The sequence below is a fragment of the Paenibacillus pabuli genome, assembly GCF_039831995.1.
Classification (GTDB): Bacteria; Bacillota; Bacilli; order Paenibacillales; family Paenibacillaceae; genus Paenibacillus; species Paenibacillus pabuli_C.
Genome location: NZ_JBDOIO010000003.1, coordinates 3706925 through 3726183 on the forward strand (window position 1 = coordinate 3706925; position 19259 = coordinate 3726183).

14 protein-coding genes and 1 pseudogene are annotated in these 19259 nt (G+C 50.9%); 9 read left to right on the top strand and 6 right to left on the bottom strand.

Annotated elements, in window-relative coordinates; all coding sequences use genetic code 11:
- Positions 1-103: 103 nt before the first annotated feature.
- Positions 104-631 (top strand): stalk domain-containing protein, encoded by a 528-nt coding sequence (locus ABGV42_RS18625; protein WP_347382965.1) that lies wholly within the window; start codon positions 104-106, stop codon positions 629-631.
- 148 nt (positions 632-779) lie between these two features.
- Here the strand turns inward: ABGV42_RS18625 and ABGV42_RS18630 are convergent, their stop codons facing one another.
- On the bottom strand, positions 780-1106 hold the full coding sequence (locus tag ABGV42_RS18630; RefSeq protein ID WP_095291795.1) for an MTH1187 family thiamine-binding protein: 327 nt from the start codon (positions 1104-1106) through the stop codon (positions 780-782).
- A gap of 752 nt (positions 1107-1858) precedes the next feature.
- On the opposite strand from ABGV42_RS18630, the gene ABGV42_RS18635 reads away from it, so the two are divergent.
- The 4 genes from ABGV42_RS18635 to ABGV42_RS18650 all read left to right on the top strand — a co-directional run bounded on the left by ABGV42_RS18635 (position 1859) and on the right by ABGV42_RS18650 (position 7562).
- Positions 1859-4192 carry a ribonucleoside-diphosphate reductase subunit alpha gene (locus ABGV42_RS18635; RefSeq protein WP_183525542.1) on the top strand — a complete coding sequence of 778 codons (2334 nt, stop codon included), beginning with the start codon at positions 1859-1861 and terminating at the stop codon, positions 4190-4192.
- A 161-nt stretch (positions 4193-4353) separates the two neighbouring features.
- On the top strand, positions 4354-5385 hold the full coding sequence (locus ABGV42_RS18640; protein ID WP_347382966.1) for a ribonucleotide-diphosphate reductase subunit beta: 1032 nt from the start codon (positions 4354-4356) through the stop codon (positions 5383-5385).
- Positions 5386-5538: 153 nt separating this feature from the next.
- The gene (locus tag ABGV42_RS18645; protein ID WP_347382967.1) at positions 5539-6510 is read left to right on the top strand and encodes an SMI1/KNR4 family protein; all 972 of its coding nucleotides are present in this window, start codon (positions 5539-5541) and stop codon (positions 6508-6510) included.
- A gap of 17 nt (positions 6511-6527) precedes the next feature.
- On the top strand, positions 6528-7562 hold the full coding sequence (locus ABGV42_RS18650; protein WP_347382968.1) for an aminoglycoside phosphotransferase family protein: 1035 nt from the start codon (positions 6528-6530) through the stop codon (positions 7560-7562).
- A 96-nt stretch (positions 7563-7658) separates the two neighbouring features.
- On the opposite strand, the gene ABGV42_RS18655 is transcribed toward ABGV42_RS18650, so the two are convergent.
- Entirely contained in the window at positions 7659-9470 is a 1812-nt protein-coding gene (locus ABGV42_RS18655; protein WP_347382969.1) for a S9 family peptidase, read from the bottom strand.
- Positions 9471-9603: 133 nt separating this feature from the next.
- Positions 9604-10023 carry a metallothiol transferase FosB gene (fosB, locus tag ABGV42_RS18660; RefSeq protein WP_347382970.1) on the bottom strand — a complete coding sequence of 140 codons (420 nt, stop codon included), beginning with the start codon at positions 10021-10023 and terminating at the stop codon, positions 9604-9606.
- A gap of 156 nt (positions 10024-10179) precedes the next feature.
- On the opposite strand from fosB, the gene ABGV42_RS18665 reads away from it, so the two are divergent.
- The 4 genes and pseudogenes from ABGV42_RS18665 (at position 10180) to ABGV42_RS18680 (ending at position 15972) form a co-directional block, all read left to right on the top strand.
- A complete protein-coding gene (locus ABGV42_RS18665) occupies positions 10180-11079 on the top strand; it encodes a glucose 1-dehydrogenase (RefSeq protein ID WP_347382971.1) in 900 nt (299 codons plus the stop codon).
- Between the two features lie 192 nt (positions 11080-11271).
- A pseudogene (locus ABGV42_RS18670) lies at positions 11272-12881 on the top strand (gamma-glutamyltransferase family protein).
- Between the two features lie 404 nt (positions 12882-13285).
- A complete protein-coding gene (locus ABGV42_RS18675) occupies positions 13286-14293 on the top strand; it encodes a BMP family lipoprotein (RefSeq protein ID WP_347382972.1) in 1008 nt (335 codons plus the stop codon).
- Between the two features lie 26 nt (positions 14294-14319).
- Positions 14320-15972 (top strand): methyl-accepting chemotaxis protein, encoded by a 1653-nt coding sequence (locus tag ABGV42_RS18680; protein WP_347382973.1) that lies wholly within the window; start codon positions 14320-14322, stop codon positions 15970-15972.
- A gap of 145 nt (positions 15973-16117) precedes the next feature.
- Here the strand turns inward: ABGV42_RS18680 and ABGV42_RS18685 are convergent, their stop codons facing one another.
- The 3 genes from ABGV42_RS18685 to ABGV42_RS18695 form a co-directional block, all read right to left on the bottom strand.
- The gene (locus ABGV42_RS18685; RefSeq protein ID WP_347382974.1) at positions 16118-17788 is read right to left on the bottom strand and encodes an NAD(P)H-hydrate dehydratase; all 1671 of its coding nucleotides are present in this window, start codon (positions 17786-17788) and stop codon (positions 16118-16120) included.
- 81 nt (positions 17789-17869) lie between these two features.
- Positions 17870-18502: an NAD(P)-dependent oxidoreductase gene (locus ABGV42_RS18690; protein WP_347382975.1), complete on the bottom strand. Its 633-nt coding sequence runs from the start codon at positions 18500-18502 to the stop codon at positions 17870-17872.
- 236 nt (positions 18503-18738) lie between these two features.
- On the bottom strand, positions 18739-19164 hold the full coding sequence (locus tag ABGV42_RS18695; RefSeq protein ID WP_347382976.1) for a GNAT family N-acetyltransferase: 426 nt from the start codon (positions 19162-19164) through the stop codon (positions 18739-18741).
- Positions 19165-19259: the final 95 nt, after the last annotated feature.

Consider the following 19259-nt stretch of genomic DNA (forward strand, 5'->3'; position numbering starts at 1 on the left):
TTCGTAAGAAGTAAAAAAATAATATTTTTCACCCGTGTCAATCATCCCCAATTAGGGTATTATTCTCAGGTATAACACATTTACATAGGAGTTGATGATAAAGATGAAAATGAAAAAAGTTATTCTTGCTTTATCTATAGGAATGTTGGTTGGTTCTTCTTCCATGGCTGTAGCTGCAACTTCCCAAAAAGTGCAAGCCACATTGGCGAACTTTAAAGTTATTGTTAACGGCCAGTCCAAATCTGTAACATCGGATCAATTACTTTATAAAGGCAATACATACCTACAACTTCGTGAAGCTGCCAAAATTCTTGGCTATGAAGTAAATTACGCAAGTGCGACCCGCTCTATCCAGTTTTCTGCAAAGAGCCAAACACAAGCAGACTGGATTACTCTAATTGATTTATCTGCCTCTAATGGATATGACGTTGCGCTCAAGGGAGACTCAGCGGATGTTTATAACGTTTCAAAAGATCTCAAAACCATCCTGAGTGTCAATGCAAATGGTCTTAAGGAAAACGAGGAAAAAGTGGTGGCAGATCCATCAGGTAAAACGATTCGTTACAAAAAACTGCAGGGTTCTCTGGTATTGAATCGCGGAGATCTGAAAAAAGCTGGTTTGATCAAATAATCCGCTTAAATAAAGAGCCTCGCTGGACATGATTCCAGCGAGGCTCTTTCCCGTGCTATTCTTTTGCCAGAGATACAACTGCAACTGCCAGGTTCCCGCAGAGGAAGGATATTTCCCTTCAAAAAGCAGGAAGCTTCCATCCTAATCCCTAATTCGGACGTACCTCACGGGATGCCAGCTTATCCTGAACGGATTGCAGCTTCTGTATGCTGGAGGCATCCGGTTTATCCCGCCGATCGTCAATCTTAACGGATGTAGAGACCCGCTGGGCTCCCGATAAAAACGGTGCTTCATGCAGAGCCGCTATGGCCGTGAAGACCTCATTCAACGGCCCTTCGATAATGGTGCTCATTGAAGTCAGCTGATATGTAATGCCACGCTGGTTTTCCAATACGGCCTGCATGTCGGCCACATAACTGCTCAGACTGGTCGTTCCTGTTCCAATTGGAATTACGGTCACTTCTGCTATTGCCATCGCGCTCCGCCTCCCCTTAGCTCCATAGATTACCGTTGCCGCTAAATTTAGTGCAATTTTGACTATTTTTATTCTACCAGTTGAAGGCGTTACAATTCAAACTGACGTGAAGACGTCATTCCATTTGAACGAAAATTTTTTTTGAATAATCTTCAAATCTTCCAGTCCTTTTCCTTTGCGGATTCATGGCGTAAATGGTATACTCGGAATTACGTTTTAGTATGCTGAACCTGTTTACAAACACAAGATGTTGGGTTAGAGTATGGTAACAGCAACAAAATGTAGTGACAAAGCGTTTCCCCACTTCTGAAAGTCATCTTCTGCAATCTCGCGAAAAACAGGATGGAATCACCTTCAAAGGCACGTCCCTGTAGGTGTAAATCGCTTTCTCGAAACAGAACTGACGCCGAGGTTAACGGGGCTGTTTGGACTGCACCCGGTTGCCTCAATGACGGTCGCAACTAGATATTGACACAACCTTACATAATAGCACCTTACAGTCGACATATCATTAGCGTCTGTCAGGAAGCCAGGGCATTCATGGGCATTTTCAGGCCGTCAGGCAGGGAGTGCTTTTTATATGATCATGTTCTGAAGCTGCTCCTATGTTACGGGGTCTTTCCATGCGCAAACTGTCACCACCGCAGTCCATCGGATGTACCTATTTTTTTCTCACCGTAAGAAGACACTCAATTCTTTATATAAGAATTTCTCCAATTTATCTCTTAAACATGCGAAAGCGAGGAATATTCATGCCACAAGTTGTGATCAAGCCGAACAACCGCCAGCTTGCCTTTGATGATATGCGCATCTCGGTATATGCCGACCGTATTCTGGAAGGACTGGACATGCTGGACAAGGAACGTTTGGTACGCGGGGTTAACAGCAAACTTCGTCGGGACGAAGTAACCGGAGACGAGATCAGTAACGCTTTTATGATGAGCGCACTGGAACTGGTAACCAAAGAGGAGCCAAACTGGAAATTTGCGGCGGCCCGCTCCCTGCTCACTTCCCTTTACAAAAAAGCGGCTACCAACCGTAGATATAAATCTTATCCGGACGAGCCTTACGGTGCATTCCACCCTCTCCTTGTAGACCTCGTGAAAAAAGGCATCTACCGTGAAGAACTATTGGAATGCTACACCAAAGAACAAATTGACGAACTGGCGGAATGCATTGATTACCGTAACGATTTGCTCTTTGATTACATCGGCTTGCTCACACTGGCAGAACGCTACCTCGCACACGACTTTGACGGCAAAGTAATGGAGCTGCCTCAAGAGCGCTACATGGTTATCGCCATGTACCTGATGCACCAGGAGCCTGCTGAGAACCGTATGCATCTGGTTAAGGAAGCCTATTGGGCAATGAGCAACATGTATATGACGGCTGCAACGCCAACCATGTCCAATGCAGGTAAAAAAGTGGCTGGACAACTCTCCAGCTGCTTCATCGATACGGTGGACGACTCGCTTGAAGGTATCTTCGATTCCAATACGGATGTAGCTAGACTTAGCAAAATGGGCGGCGGTATCGGTGTTTACCTCGGTAAAGTCAGAGCCCGTGGTTCGGATATCCGTGGTCATAAAAACACAAGCTCCGGCGTAATCCCTTGGATTCGTCAATTGAATAATACAGCAGTTAGCGTAGACCAGCTGGGAACACGCAAGGGTGCAATTGCCGTTTATCTGGACGTCTTCCACAAAGACATTCTGGCCTTCCTGGATCTGAAGCTGAACAACGGTGACGAGCGGATGCGTGCGCATGACGTATTCCACGGCGTATGTCTGCCTGACCTGTTCATGGAGCGCGTAGCGAGCCGCGGCGAGTGGAGCCTGTTCTGCCCGCATGAAACGAAAAAGGTTATGGGCTGGAAAGACGAAAATGGCCGCGCACTCGGCTTGGAGGATTTCTATGACGAATCCTTCGGCGAAGGCACATTCCGCGAAAAGTATGAAGAAGCGGTAAACCACCCGCTGTTGTCCCGTATTACCGTACAAGCCATCGACATTATGAAACGCGTAATGAAGTCACAACTCGAAACAGGTACGCCTTATATGTTCTATCGCGATACGGTTAACCGTTCTAATCCGAACAGTGCCCATGGCATGGTGTACTCTTCCAACCTCTGTACCGAAATCATGCAGAACCAGTCTGCAACGGTAGTAGAAAAGGAAGAACTCGTAACCAAGGATGGACAAACACGCATCGTGATTTCCAAAGTACCTGGCGACTTCGTGGTCTGCAACCTGAACTCCATTCACTTGGCACGTGCCGTGCCTCATAACGTACTGGAGCGTCTGGTACCTATCCAGGTCCGTATGCTGGACAACGTTATTGACATCAACAACATTGAAGTACTGCAAGCCCAATATACCAACAGCCAATATCGTGCCGTAGGTTTGGGTACATTTGGACTTCATCACCTGCTTGCCCTTGAAGGCATCCGTTGGGAGTCCGATGAGGCTGTAACCTATAATGATAACCTGTACGAAAAAATCAATTATCTGCTCGTCAAAGCCAGCATGGAACTGTCCAAGGAAAAAGGACACTATCCGAAGTTCAAAGGTTCCGACTGGGAGAGCGGCAAGTACTTCGAGCAGCGGGATTACACGACGGGTGAGCGCGTAGGCGAATTCGTAACAACCGAACAATGGAAAGAGCTGCAAGCTGAAGTTCAGCAAAACGGTGTACGTAACGCCTGGTTGTTCGCGATCGCACCAAATGGTTCAACATCCATTATTGCCGGATCTACTGCTAGTATCGACCCGCTCTATGAATTATTGTCCTATGAAGAGAAAACAACGTACAAGATTGCCAACCCGGCACCGGACCTGTCGGACAAAACTATCTGGTACTACAAAACAGCCTTCCTGGTGGATCAGCATGCTTCCATCAACATGGCTTCAGCCCGTCAACGTCACGTCGATCAGGGACAAAGCTTCAACCTGTATGTTCGTCCTGATATCAAAGCAACGGAGTTCCTTGAACTGCATCTGCATGCCTGGAGAGCAGGTCTGAAATCGACCTATTATGTTCGCAGCCGTGCATTGACGATTGAAGAATGTGACTCCTGCGCAAGCTGATCGATAGATTACGAGTTTCACGATGACCACCAGGGCATCCTGTTTTGATTGCAAAATAGCGCTGCCCTGGTACTTTTTTGCCCAAATAACGATCACAGCATCCCAGCGATGTTGATATAGATGCCTGTTATAAACAGTTTGAATTAAGGAGTGAACGGAATATGCAAGTACAGAAAATTTTCAATACGGAAGCACCTAACCAATCCACTCGAATCATTGAAGGTGAGTGCTCCGGGATCCTGAACTGGAACGACATTCGCATGCCTCATATGTACAAGCTTTACAAAGTACTGCTGCTCAACCACTGGATCGCTGACGAAATTCCAATGTCCAAGGATGCATCCCAATTTGCCCAATTGGATCCGGAAGAACAGCGTACATTCAAAATCAACATTTCCTTGCTGGCTGTACTGGATTCCATGCAAACGATGTTTGTGGGTGACGTTAAACGGTACTTCACCGATTCTTCGCTCGAAGCGATCTCGGCCATTATCGGACAGCAGGAAGTGGTTCATAACCAATCGTATTCCTACGTTCTGTCTTCCATCGTGTCCGACCGGGAACAGAAAGAGATTTTCGAATACTGGAAACATGATCCCGTACTGCTTGACCGCAACCGGTTCATTGCCGACATCTACCAAAGCTTCCGGGACGAGCCGTCTCCACAGACATTCTTCCAAGCAATGGTAGCCGATTTAGTACTTGAAGGCATTTTCTTCTACAGTACATTCGCCTTCTTCTACAACCTGGCTCGTGACCAGAAGATGATGGCAACCAGCCAAATGATCTCTTACATTCAGCGTGATGAGAATCAGCACTGTTACTTCTTCGCAGAAGTGTTCAAACAGCTGCTTGTTGATTTCCCTGAGCTGAATACGCCAGAGAACATGGACTATGTTTACAAAACGATTAACCGTGCCGTCGAGCTGGAAACCAACTGGGCACACTACACACTCAGCAATGTTCGCGGAATTGACCTGAACGAGTTGGAAGATTACATCAAGTACATCGCCAACAAACGTCTGCGTCTCATGGGCATGGAAAAAGCTTACGAAGGCGTGGATGTGAACTGCATGCCTTGGATCAAGCCTTTCTCTGATGAAGCGCTCAATGCAACGAAAACGGACTTCTTCGAAGCCAAATCCCGTAACTATGGTAAAGTCGGCGACGACAACGGATTCGACGATTTGTAAGTTCAATCATAGCGTACAGAAGATACAATACCTCCATAAAACACTCCCTTTACGGGAGTGTTTTTGTTACGTTTTGTACCCTTCCCCCCATTGATGAAACTTCTGGGATATAATGGAGGAGGTTTGAATCTTCTATTGAAATGAGGCAAAGGAATGGAACGAGAACTGCTCGATCAATTGAATACCTGGCATGACCAGGACCAGTTCAGTCTCATTATTAAACACATTGAACAGATTCCTGTACCAAATCGGGATTATGACCTGACAGGTCATCTTGCGAGAGCATATAACAATAGTGCACTATACCGTGAAGCCATTCAGCAGCTTAAATCCATTGAAGAACAAGGCAAATGGGATCCCTTGTGGCAATTCCGTCTGGGTTATGCCTATTACCATATGGCCTTGTACGATCAGGCACTGCATGCGTTTGAACAGGCAGACCGGCTTCAGCCTTATGACGGATCGACACTCGAATTTTTGAATTCGACCCGTTCCAAAGTTGTGAAGATGCAGCGGAACCGGCAGCGTCATCTGGAGAAGCTGGCTGAATGGGAACAAAGCGGGATGCAGAATCATCTCAGAGCAGCTTCAGGCTCCTACGATCCCTCCACGTTTTGGGAGCAGAGTGACTACGCACTGAGCAGCTATGTTTCTCCCCCTTTTGATGAAAGCCAGATCATCTCTACAGAGCAGGAACTGGGGTACAAACTGCCTGCGTCCTATATTCAATTAATGAACACTCAAAACGGAGGAATCCCTTCACGTACGGTTTTCCCTACAGAAGAAGCCACATCCTGGGCGGAAGATCATATCGCCATTTCCGGCATTATGGGCATTGGGCATATCAAATCCTATTCTCTTACCGGAGAGTTGGGGAGCCGCTTCATGATTGAGGATTGGGGATACCCTGATCTGGGCATTGTGATCTGTGACTGTCCATCTGCCGGTCATGATGTCGTGATGCTTGATTATCGTTTCTGCGGCCCGCAGGGTGAGCCATGCGTTGTACATGTGGACCAGGAAGATGATTATGAGATTACCTACCTGGCACCGAGCTTCGAATCATTTGTTCGTGGACTGGTGGATGAGGATACATTCGATTTGGAAGAAGAGGACGAGGACTAAACACGCAGGAGGCCCTTATGACAACCCGAATTTACTTTGCTACCCACAAAATTGGCGATGTTGCATTCTCTTCACTTCAAGAAGCAATCCATCAATTCGACCTAGGAATCCTTGAAGATTACAAACAAACTGAAAAGGGCGTAATGGGCCAGACACTACTCGTCCGTACCTCTCAAGGGGAGTATATTCTGAAAGGCAACCCACTGTATGTCGGACAGCTGCAGGAAGAACAATTTTTCGCCCAGCAGCTCGCAGAGCACACCACCATTCCTGTCCCCGTCCCCTACCTGCTCCAAAAAAGCACGGATTTGCTGGGCTGGAGTTACGCGATCATGCCTCGTTTACCAGGAAGACACCTGTATGATTCGTCACTCCAGAACGCACTCGGACAGGATGAGCAAGAAGAGATTGCCTCCATGCTTGCGCATAGCCTGATCGAACTGTACCGATGGAAGGTACCAGATGCTGGCGAGTATGATCCTATAGCCGGGCGAATCGTTCCTTTCGCCGGTACTTATCTCGACTGGCTGTATGGGACCATCCTTCACTGGCTGCTGGATGCCCAGAAGTACTCTGTCATTACGGATGAGGATATCGAGTGGGTTGATGAGCAGCTCAAGAATGCAGAGACTGCATTCCAGGCCATGCCTGTTCCTGGCTTTGTCATGGGAGATTTCAAGGTGGAGAACTTTGTCATTCAGAAGAGCGGTGACCATGCTTCCGATTGGCGGATTAGCGGCCTGTTTGATTTTACCACCTCGTATTTCGGGGATGGTACGGCAGATCTGACCAAAATGACAGCCATGTATATACATAAAAATCAGCCCGAGCTTGCCAAGCGCTTTCTACACACTTACCGGGAACTTGTCTGCGCGGACGATGAGGAACGATGCAAACACTTCGCTGTTCGCTTAGGGATCCATCTGCTGTATCAGCGAATCTTGGTATGGGGCGAAGCCAAAGCGACCAATCGGGTCACATGGGAGGCAGACCTGCCTTTTGCAGCCTGGGCGCAGCAATATATCGATTCTATACTCGACTTGATTGATTAGAGAAGCCTATTTTTAATACGATGAAAAAAACACCAAAAAACCGGCCGAAGCAGGGCAACTCCCCTGCTTCGGCCGGTTCATTTATATTCGATAAGCTTAGACTTGCGTTACAGGCGCTTCCTGATGCTTCTGCAGGAACTCTAGCATCCGCCGATACACGAGGATCTCATTCGTCCTTCTGGAGAAGCCGTGACCCTCATCGTCCAGTACGATATACTCCACGTCCACGCCTTTGTCCTGGAGCGCCGCCACAATTTGATCCGACTCAGCCTTCACAACCCTTGGATCATTTGCTCCTTGAATGACAAGCATGGGGTTGACCATCTGGTCGAGATAGGTGATCGGCGAATCTTTTGTTAACCGTTCCCGATCTCGAACCGGATCACCCAGCCAGTTATCCATCATCGGCTTCCAATCCTCCGGTACGGATTCCAGGAACGTAAACAGGTTGCTTGGCCCAAAGATATCGACTGCTGCCCGGAACAACTCGGAATGGCGGCCTGCAAGCAGCAGAGTCATGTACCCGCCGTAACTGCCCCCGACCACAAACAGGCGATCTGGTGAGGAGATACCTTGGTCAAACAGCCAGTTTATGCCGGCAACACAGTCAAGTCTCGGCCCCTCGCCCCAGTCCCTCTCTACCATCTTCACAAATTCGGCACCATACCCGGTGCTTCCCCGGAAGTTCGGTGCAAAAATATGATAACCTTGAGCCAGCATCAGCTGAAACATCGGCCGAAAAAACTTCGCTTCCGAGGCCTGCGGTCCGCCATGCGGCCAAAACACGGTATAACCGTTGGCCTGCTCCGGTTTGGCTTTAAACAAAAGCGCCTCAATTTCCAGCCCGTCATATGAGTTGTACCGAACCATGTCTGGATAGACCAGATCATCCGGATCAAGCCCTGTTACCCGGTTAGCCGTCAGAGATTCCCAAGAGTCACTACCCGCAGGCAAACGATAAATATTATGTGGCTGAATCGCCCCCCGGCCAAGGATGTACACATTGCCAGCTTTGGTTACGCGCGCGTGTTCTACCGTATCAAGTGGCATGTCGAGGCGCCGAGGCTGCACAGCATCTTTGCCCAGAACGTACATCCGGTTCTCCGTACCTGTGAGCGTCCAGAAGTACAGTGTTTCCGATGCCTCATGCCAGCGAATCATCTCCACGTCCTCCCCTTCGACTTTGCACAAAGGTCGGAACTCGCGGTTATCCAGTCTATATTCAGCCACATAGGAATATGCTTCGTTATCATTGGTAGTCAGCAGAAGCCGATGGTCATCTGCAAAAAGAATATCGGATACCTGGCTTTGTCGCTGCGAGTCGGGCAGAATCGATATAATCTCCCCTTCACGGTGCAGTTGCGCCGTCTGATACGTATTGGAATACATTTTCAACACCACAAAGCTCTTCTCATCGGAACTTACTGCAACCAAGTGGCTCGTCGCTTCTTCCCCGCTGTGCAAAAGCACGTCCTCTCCCGTCTCCAGGTCAATTCGACGTGAATTGAGATAATTCGGGTTACCCGCACTCGTTACGTAATACAGGCGCTGCCCATCCTCGGACAACTCGGAGAAATAACAGCGGTCATTCGGCTCTGCAGACACAATTGACAGTGGCACGCCACCTTCGGGTTTAAGGGCATATAGATGATAGTTCTCATCGCCGTCCCGATCAAACGCTGTGAGGATATGGCGTCCAAGCGGGTCGGGTTTGATAAACTGACTGCTCTGATTCAAATACGTCAAGGGATACGGGTATCCACCCGGCAAATCCATAGCCCAGATATTCGGTTCACCGTTCAGATTGCTGTCAAAAAACAAACGTTTCTCGTCAGCCGATACGGCAAAGTGCGAAATCCGATACGTCTGGAAATATTGCTCTACATCCGGTTTGGGAAACTGAAGCATGACCAACCTCCTCGGGAATGAACAAAATTATTTAACGGTGGTGAATTAAGGTATACCTGTCCATATTACAGGAAATTCCATTGTTTACACAATACTCATGTCAGGTTCCTCCACATAGATTCCTTGTCTATTTTTACGTATAAAAAGTCATATGTGGTTTATCTTCACGATAATAATCCAGTCTTTGCTTCATGGTGCCTGTGTGCAGTTCGAACAGATGACCATCGGGATCCGTGAAATAAACAGACCTTGCATCTTTGGGATCACGCGCTCTGCCAGGAAGAATATCAGCCCCTGCTGCCTGTAGCTCTTGCACAGACTTATCAAACTCCTCTTCCTTCACAGTGAATGCAATATGTGTATAGGTTCGTTCAGTATAATTGCGAATAACATCTTCCTGATTCAAAGCGATCCAGAGACCAGCCAGTTCAAAATACGCCAGCTTGCGGCCCTTCACCTGAATCCGGGCACCGAGAGCCTGCTCATAAAAGGTAATGGACCGTTCCAGATTGGATACGGAAAAGCACAGATGATTGATTCCTTGAATATTCACTCGCTCCTGACACCTCCATTATTTTGATCACCCACATCCTTATTATGGTATATTTCTCCTTCAAAAAACAAATGACTTCTTCCCTCGCCGCACCTTCTTCTGGGCGAATGCATAGCTTAGGCGTATCAATGAATGTTCGAGGAGGATGCAAAGCGAATGAATCCTGTCTACCCTTTTTATGGTGTGAAGACGGTCTGCAAAGAGCAGAATTTGGCATTCCCACCCCAGCATCAGAACCAGCAGCCCGGCCTGGAAACGCTCATGGTACCTGAACCCATTAGCGAGGACCCGGCTTATATCGGCAGCTGCAAGCTGGATGGCAAAGTAGCCATCATCACGGGCGGGGACAGTGGAATTGGCAGAGCCGCCGCCATTGCTTTTGCCAAGGAAGGTGCCGATATTGTCATTGCTTACCTGTATGAACGGACAGACGCCGAGTGGACTCGGGACCGCATTGTGGAGCTGGGCCAGCGCTGCCTGCTCATTGAGATCGATCTTCGGCTGAAGAAGAATTGTGATGCTGTCATCCGCACAACGATGGAAACCTTCGGGAAAATAGACATTCTGGTCAACAATCACGCCGTGCAGTATGTGCAGCCGAGCATTGTCGACATAACGGAGGAACAGCTCTACCATACGTTTCAGACCAATGTGTTTTCCTATTTTTTTCTGATTCAGGCCGCACTCCCGCATATGTGCCAAGGGGCTTCCATCATCAACACGGCTTCCATTACAGCCTATAAGGGAAATGTACAGCTGATCGACTACTCCTCCACCAAAGGGGCTGTTGTCTCCCTGACACGCGTACTCGCCAAATCGCTGGCATCTCAGGGAATTCGGGTCAATTGCGTAGCTCCCGGTCCCATCTGGACGCCGCTCATTCCCTCCAGCTTCTCTGCTGAGGATGTGCAGGTGTTTGGAACCGAAACACCCATGGGACGTGCAGGCCAGCCGTATGAACTGGCCGCTGCCTATGTCTATCTCGCATCGCGTGATTCTTCGTATGTAACCGGTGAGTGCATTCATATCAACGGCGGCGATATGGTGACCACGTAAGCTCAAACGTAGTGAAAGCCAATAAGTATTGAATAAAATATGATGTACTTCCTTACCCGATTTATCGTCTATGTCAGGTTGGATTTGGCAGGTTCAGCAGGAGATTCATGATCTTGTTCCGAAGTGGGTTAGGAGTATAGCATCCGGTCATACCGGAACCTGACATCTTGGGACAAGGAGCTGAACCGTCTGATGAACTACGATCCACTCTATCAACCGTATCCCTCTTATCGTGTGCCCGTTTATGCCAACAAAGGCATGGTCGCCACTTCACAGCCTCTTGCAGCACAAGCCGGTCTGGATGTGTTAAAAAAAGGCGGCAACGCGATTGATGCCGCGATCGCAACGGCTGCTGCGCTCACCCTGCTGGAGCCAACGTCCAATGGCATCGGGGGCGATGCCTTTGCCCTCGTCTGGACCGAGGGCAAGCTGCACGGCCTGAACGCCAGCGGGCCCGCGCCTCAGAGCATATCCATTGAGGCGCTCAAGGCGGCAGGCCATTCGGAGATGCCGAAGCTTGGGGTCATCCCGGTGACGGTGCCTGGCGCACCGGCGGGTTGGGCGGAGCTGAGTCGCCGCTTCGGGCGGCTCACGCTGGCGGAAGCGCTGGAACCGGCTGTCCGCTACGCGGAGGAAGGTTACCCGCTTGCGCCTGGGCTGGCGCGCTACTGGGCACGGGCAGCGGACATTTATGCACGCCAGGGCGATGCGGCAGCCGGGCGTGCATGGTTTGAGACATTCGCTCCAGGCGGGCGTGTTCCGGCCGCGGGCGAGATGTGGCGTTCGCCGGATCATGCGGCTACACTGCGCCGAATCGGGGAGAGCAACGCACGTGACTTTTACGAAGGAGAACGCGCGGAGCACATTCATTCATTTATGGCAGAGCATGGCGGCTACCTGACCAAAGACGATCTGGCGGCATTTCAGCCTGAATGGGTCGATCCCATCTCGGTTTCCTATCGTGGCTACGATGTTTGGGAGATCCCGCCAAACGGTCAGGGACTGATTGCCCTGTCAGCGCTCAATCTGCTCAAAGGTTTTGAATTTGAAGTAAAGGAATCCGTGCTCGGATACCACAGACAGCTTGAAGCAATGAAGCTCGCATTTGCCGATGGGGAGAGATATATTACCGAGGAGCGGAAGATGGGTGTGACGGTGAAGGAGCTTCTATCCGAGGCGTATGCGGAAGAGCGGCGTAAACTCATCGGGGATGTGGCGCGCATGCCTGAAGCAGGCGATCCGAAGGGAAGTGGTACGGTGTACCTCGCTGCGGCTGACGGTGAAGGCAACATGGTTTCCTTCATCCAGAGCAATTATATGGGCTTCGGCTCCGGGCTGGTTGTACCGGGAACAGGCATCGCCCTGCAGAATCGGGGCCATAACTTCTCACTCGATCCGGATCAGGCCAACGCACTGGAGCCAGGCAAACGCACGTATCATACGATCATTCCAGGATTCCTTACGCGCGGAGACGAGGCGGTTGGCCCATTCGGGTCATGGGCGGTTTCATGCAGCCTCAGGGCCATGTGCAGGTGGTCATGAACACGGTAGACTTCCACTTGAATCCGCAGGCAGCACTGGATTCTCCAAGGTGGCAGTGGACAAAAGGCAAAACGATACTGGTGGAGACCGGCTTTCCGCAGCATATTGCACAAGCACTTGCCCGTAAAGGGCATGATATTCAGGTTGCTCTCGACCCATCCATGTTTGGACGCGGCCAGATTATATGGCGTGACCTACACAGCGGAGTACTATGCGCTGGCACCGAAAGCCGGACAGACGGATCGGTGGCTGCATGGTAATACAGCATAATGAGGCGTATGTACGCAGTGTCTGGGCAGGAGCAACCGTAAGCAGACCATTTGCTTCGGCAGCAGGAGACGCCGTTGATATATAGAGGATGGCTGATCATTCAAAGATCGCTATTATCCTCACTGCACAAGATAACCAGATATAAAGGCAAAGAAGAGATCATCTGACTGATCTTTTCTTTGCCTTTTTGGGTTAGATGATCGGCATGGATTACGTTATGTTAATCAACCCTGCCAGATTTTGTAACAGGAATGTATAAATCATGAAATCGATTAAGATTTTCGTAAATTTTCATCATTAACCATAATCCCCACCCTCCCCCCAGCCGATATACATATAGGGCAAAAGCCTCACCTCACACATCACTACTTCTATAGAAATGAGGGTATGACACATGAAAACAAAAAGGGACACCCGAGCTGTATGGACCATGATTTTACTTGTAATGGTGTTGATGCTGGGTGCATGTTCATCTACGCAAAACGAAACGGCAGCAGACGAGCGGACCAAAGTAGGTATTGTGCTTACGGAAGTCGGCCTTGGCGACCGTTCATTCAACGATGCTGCTTTTGAAGGACTGGTTCAGGCCAGAAATGAAAACACGATTCGGTTTGACTATAAGGAACCTGGGAGTGAATTAACCGCAGAAACGGCATTTGAGCAATTCGCACAAGAAGGCGTGGATTTGATTATCGGACTCAGCGACACCCTCCTGCCGGATCTGGAAAAGGTCGCTCAAAAATATCCGGACCAGCAGTTTCTTGTTGTCGACGGGCACTCCGAATTGCCAAACGTGACCTCGATGTCATTCCGTAGTGAAGAAGGCAGTTATCTCGCTGGCATGATTGCCGGCTTCGCAACAACCGAAGATCACGTAGGCTTTTTGGGTGGAATGGAGATTCCTCTTCTCCGCGATTTTCAGCAAGGCTTCGAACAAGGGGTACAGGCTGTCAATCCGGATGCTACGGTTCAGGTCGTTTACGCTGGAGACTTCGGTAATTCAAAACTTGGCGAGGAACTAGCAGCGAAGATGATTCAGGAGCAAGGCGTGGATGTCATTTATGTTGCAGCAGGCCTCACGGGGGTAGGCTCACTAACTGAAATTCAGAAATTGGGGAAATACGCCATTGGCGTGGATACGGATCAATTCTTTTTGGCGGAAAAGGCCGTTCTTACATCCATGTTGAAAAATGTTAATGTATCTATCTATAACGCGGTTAACACGTTTACGGAAAATAATCACTCCTTCCCGGAGCAAAACATGGTCGAAGGACTAGCAGAAGATGCCGTAGGCTTAACGGCGCTACATAACATCACACTCAGTGAGGAACAGCAGCAAACCTTCGAAGATCGGAAAGCAGAGATCATATCCGGCAAAACCAAAATTACACTTGAACCCTAAATCGACGGATCGGAGGAGATATGCTTATGAAATTGCAAGGCAAACTGATCATTAATGCATTAATTTCACTGCTTTTATGTCTTGTGCTGGTAGCTTATATCATCTTTCAGTTACTGGGCATCAACGCCAAAAATCAAAACCTGGTCCCTGCCATGCTCAAGGTCAGTGAACTCAAAGCCAATCAGATTCAGACCCAGCAAGCGCTGGATGTGTTCTCTTTCTCCATGACAGCAGGCAATCAGGATGCCGTACTCGGTTTATTGAGCGAAGGCAAAGCGATGATTCAAGAGCTTAACGATGGTCTACTGGAAACCGATGAACAGCTTCGGCTGATGGGATCTATCCAAACAAAACTGACCGCGCTGGATCAGGGTGCGACTGAAGCCATGACGGCCTTGGACAGCTCGGAAGCCAAACGATACAGCACGCGTGTGCAAGGTATTCAAAATGATATCTACATGCTTGATGAAATAACCAAGGAACGGTATGAACAGCATACAATCAATCTGGAACGGGACATTCAGCAGACTTGGCAAATTGCGCTGGGTGGCGCTGCCCTCCTGCTCGTTGCTGCCATGCTGTTCAATATGTATACATCACGGAAGCTGGCCAAACGTATTCGGGTGTTGAAGATCGCTGCAGGACAGATCGCAAACGGCGATCTGTCTCAGCCGTTGCCTGAAACTCGGGGCAAGGATGAATTGGATGAGCTGAATCGCTCCTTCCGTCTCATGACGGGAAACATCCGTAACATCATCCAATCCATCGATACCGCCGGAAAACGGGTCGACGGCATGGCTCAGGATATCGATCGTGGAAATGACACCATGCGGGCCATTGTGCAGCAGGTCTCCCGGACGACAGAAGAGCTGTCGATCGGCAGCCAGAAAATTGCGGAGGATCTGAGTGAGACGGTTATGGTTGTAGACAAGATGCAGCAGACTTTCGGCAGCAATCTTCAGGCCACCTCCCAATCAGCCATGCATGGCAATGAGGTCCTGAGCACGGTTCAGGAAGGACACATTGCCATTGAAGAGCAGCTCCGCCTGGCTGAAGTGAACCGGGCAGCTATGGCCGAGGTTGAACAGACTGTGCTGGAACTGGAAGAAAGCGCAGCCCGCATCACCACGATGACAGGCTACGTGTCGGAGATCGCCAAGCAGACAACACTGCTGTCCCTGAACGCTTCAATTGAAGCGGCTCGTGCAGGAGAAGCCGGACGCGGTTTCGCCGTCGTTGCAGGAGAAGTCAACAAGCTCGCAGAACAGTCTGCACAATCTGTGCAGCATATCTATGCCGCTGTGGGTGAAATCACAAGCGCCATGGACAAGGTGAAGGGTTCTGTGACGCAAAGTATGCAGCTCTTCGCAGAACAGGATAAGGCGACTGGACAAACCCGGAATTCCTTCTCCGCGATTCGTGACAGTGTGGAACAGATCAGTACAGGCATTAACCAGCTGGCCGAAGATATGCAGCAATCAAGTCAGCTAAGTACACAGGTGCAGCAGGCCATCGAAAATATTAGTGCCATTACGCAGCAGTCGGCTGCCAGCAGTGAAGAGATTACAGCTTCAACGACTGAACAGCAGCGCTCGTTTGAAGAGGCGAGCATTAAGGTTAAATCCCTGCGTGACATCAGTGAGGAGATGCATCAGGAGCTGCAGCGTTTCCGCTTGTAGCTGGAAATTCTTCAGTCTCAATACTGGAAACAAGAAACCTCCGCTTCTCCTGGTAAGAGAGAAGCGGAGGTTTTTAATTACAGGACTTAATTTTCGCAGCTTACTATTCCGCTCACGTAGGTTAAGGCTTTCTAAGATAGTGCGGTTACAGTGCATCAATGATGTCTCCTGCGAGCAGAGACGCCGGGTCACCGCGCCGCAGTGCAGCCTGCTCGGCAGCCTGGCCGTGCAGGTATACACCAAAAGCGGCTGCTTGCTCCGCGCTGAGCCCTTGGGCGAGCAGACCGGCGATAATGCCGGTCAATACGTCCCCGGCACCGCCCGTCGCCATGCCGGCGTGCCCGGTGGTGTTGATGTACGCCTCGCCGGAAGGCGTTGCGATGACCGTTCGTGCTCCTTTGAGCACAAGGGTCACGCCCTGCTCGCGGGCGTACCGTGCAGCGTGTCCAATCCGGTCACGCTGCACTTCGGGGGGCGGCATGCCCAGCAGCCGGCCCATCTCTCCGGGGTGCGGCGTCAGGATGGTCGCCGCACTTCGCCGGCCCCAGTCGCGAGGCCCGGTTGGGCCCGAGTCTGCGAGCATGTTGAGGGCGTCCGCATCGATGACGAGCGGGCGATCCGTCTGTTGCCACAGGCGGCGCAGCCAGCCGGTGTCGCCCTCGAAGCGGCCGAGGCCCGGCCCGGTCGCGATCACGTCGCGGCTCTCCGCGAGACGCAGCAAGGCGTCGGCGGAAGCCGCGTTCCACTCGCCGCTGTCGCCATCTGCGGCGGCAGCGAGCATAAGCTCGGGCACGCTCCCGATGACATGCGGCAGCAGTGCCGCGGGCAGCGCCCATGTGGCGAGCCCGCAGCCAGCGCGCAGCGCGGCTTTGGCCGAGAGCAGGCCAGCGCCGCTCATCGGCAGACTGCCTGCGGCCAACAGCACGTGGCCGTAGGTACCCTTGTGCCCATCCGGTGCCCGCAGGCGGTCCGTGTCCACGTTCAGGGCACCGCGCATCACTTCCTCGGTCAATAGACGGACCGAGGGGCCGTGCTCCGGCGCAAGCCGCGCCGGAATGCCGATGGCGCGCACCACGATGCGCCCCGCTGCTGACGCGCCCGGATACTGCACAAGCCCGCGCTTCAGCAGCGCGAGGCATACGGTCACCCTGGCTTGAATGCAGGGCTCGTATACCTCTCCGGTGTCGGCATTCAGCCCGCTTGGCACATCGGCGGACACGACCGGCTTGCCGCTGTCGTTCGCCGCCTCAATCAGCGCCGCGTAGGCTCCTCGCGGCGCCCCACGCGAGCCGGTGCCCAGCAGCGCATCCACGATGCCTGTGCACCGGCTGAAGTCCACGGCTTCACGGCCGTGGACAAGGGCAGGGATGCCGAGCTGCGCAGCGGCATCCCGCTGCACTGCGGCTTCGCCCCGCAGTGACTCGGGCGCATCGGCGTAGATCAAGGTCACGCCGAGCCCCGCTTCAAGCAGATGGCGGGCCGCAACCAGCCCATCCCCGCCATTATTGCCCTTGCCGATCAGCATGTACCAATGCTGATCACCGGGGTGCGCCATAACCAGCGCCGGATCGGCGATGATGTCGCCCCCAGAGCCCTCACGATCACCAGGCCCGGTGTGTGCCTGTTTCGCATCTCTCTGCTCCTGGCACCCTTTCTGTTCCACCTTGCCGCCCGCTGCCTCTTCCCGGCACAAGGTGATAACTTCCTCCGCTATGGCCCTGCCCGCGTTCTCCATCAGGCTCGCAGCAGGAATGCCCAACCTGTGGATGGTATGCTCATCTACGGCTCGCATCTGTTCAGCGGTGACGATAAACAATGTTCATCCCTCCCCGGTGAGTAACTTCTAATTCAGCGTTTGGCATTATTGGATTCTACTGGCTCCCGGCAAAATTCTCCCTTAGTAGGCTACTGTAAAACGGGAACCAATAAACTGCGGATCATCAAGCTCATCCACCAATGCTGCGGCGAAGTCGCCAACCGAGATCGTGCTCTCTCCCAGATCATCGGTCACCAAACGATTCATGCCAATACGGAAATGACCTGTCCGCGGTCCGGATGTGATTGTTGCCGCCGGGCTCATGTACGTCCAGTGGATATCCGATTCCTCGATTAAGCCATAAGCATCCAAGTGTGCCTTCGCCAGTGTTCTAACTTCCTCCGGGAAGCCAGGTGTATCCATCAGCATCTCACCCGAATCGGTCAGCAGACTGCCGGCTCCGCCAACGACAACCAGACGGCTGGCTTTGCCGCGGCGAACACCCTCAATCAGTGAACGTGTAACTTCCAGCAGCTCCTCTTCTTCTCCGAATTTCGGGCCATAGGCACTAATGACAGCTTCCTGACCTGCTGTTAGATCGGCTACCTGATCCGGATTCAACAAATCGCCCTTTTCCACACGAAGACGTTCATGAACCATTTCCACTTTGGACGGGTCACGCACAATCGCAGTCACTTCATGCCCGCGGTCCATCAGCTCCCACAGTATTGTCTTTCCAATCGTTCCGGTTGCTCCAAAAATCGCAACTTTCATATACAATCCCTCTTTTCAGTAGATATCATCTAGTCAACATACCGTTATATTGTAATACTTAATCCTATTGTTATATACCTTAAACGGCTCACGCCATCTTAAACCCTATATATCCACTTGTAAACCAATCGTTAATAAACCGACATGGATGCACATCAAACCTATCTTCTACATCCACTGCATTTTTTACACAGCAAAAAAGCCGCTAGGGCGGCTTAACGATCGGGATGACTAAATTATATCGGTCCATCCTCCCCTTGCTTCCACCACATGCCTTCCGATCTCGGGCGGGTATAGGTGAAGCCAAATTGGGAGTACAGGCGATCTGCAGGTACATCCGCAAGAAGACTCACCAAGCCTCGAGCAGGCACATGTTCATGCAAGTAATTCATGATCTCGCTCATAATCAACTTGCCATACCCCCTGCCCTGAACATCCGGGTGGACAGCAATATCCACCACCTGAAAGAAACAGCCTCCATCTCCAATAACCCTGCCCATGCCTACCAGTGCATCCTCTTTACGTAAACATACGGCAAAAAGACTGTTCGGCAGTCCAATTTCTGCTCCCTCCTTGCTCATCGCACTGAGACCGGCAATTTGTCGCAAGGCAAGATACTCCGCTGCTGTGGGTGGATTGTGTTCAATATTCACCTGATCCATGAATAGTTCCCCTTTCTGCTTGAATTCATCTACTTCCTGTGTAATAGTGAGAGAAAGCTTACGTGAAGCGTGTTTCAAGATACGTCAAGTTCGTG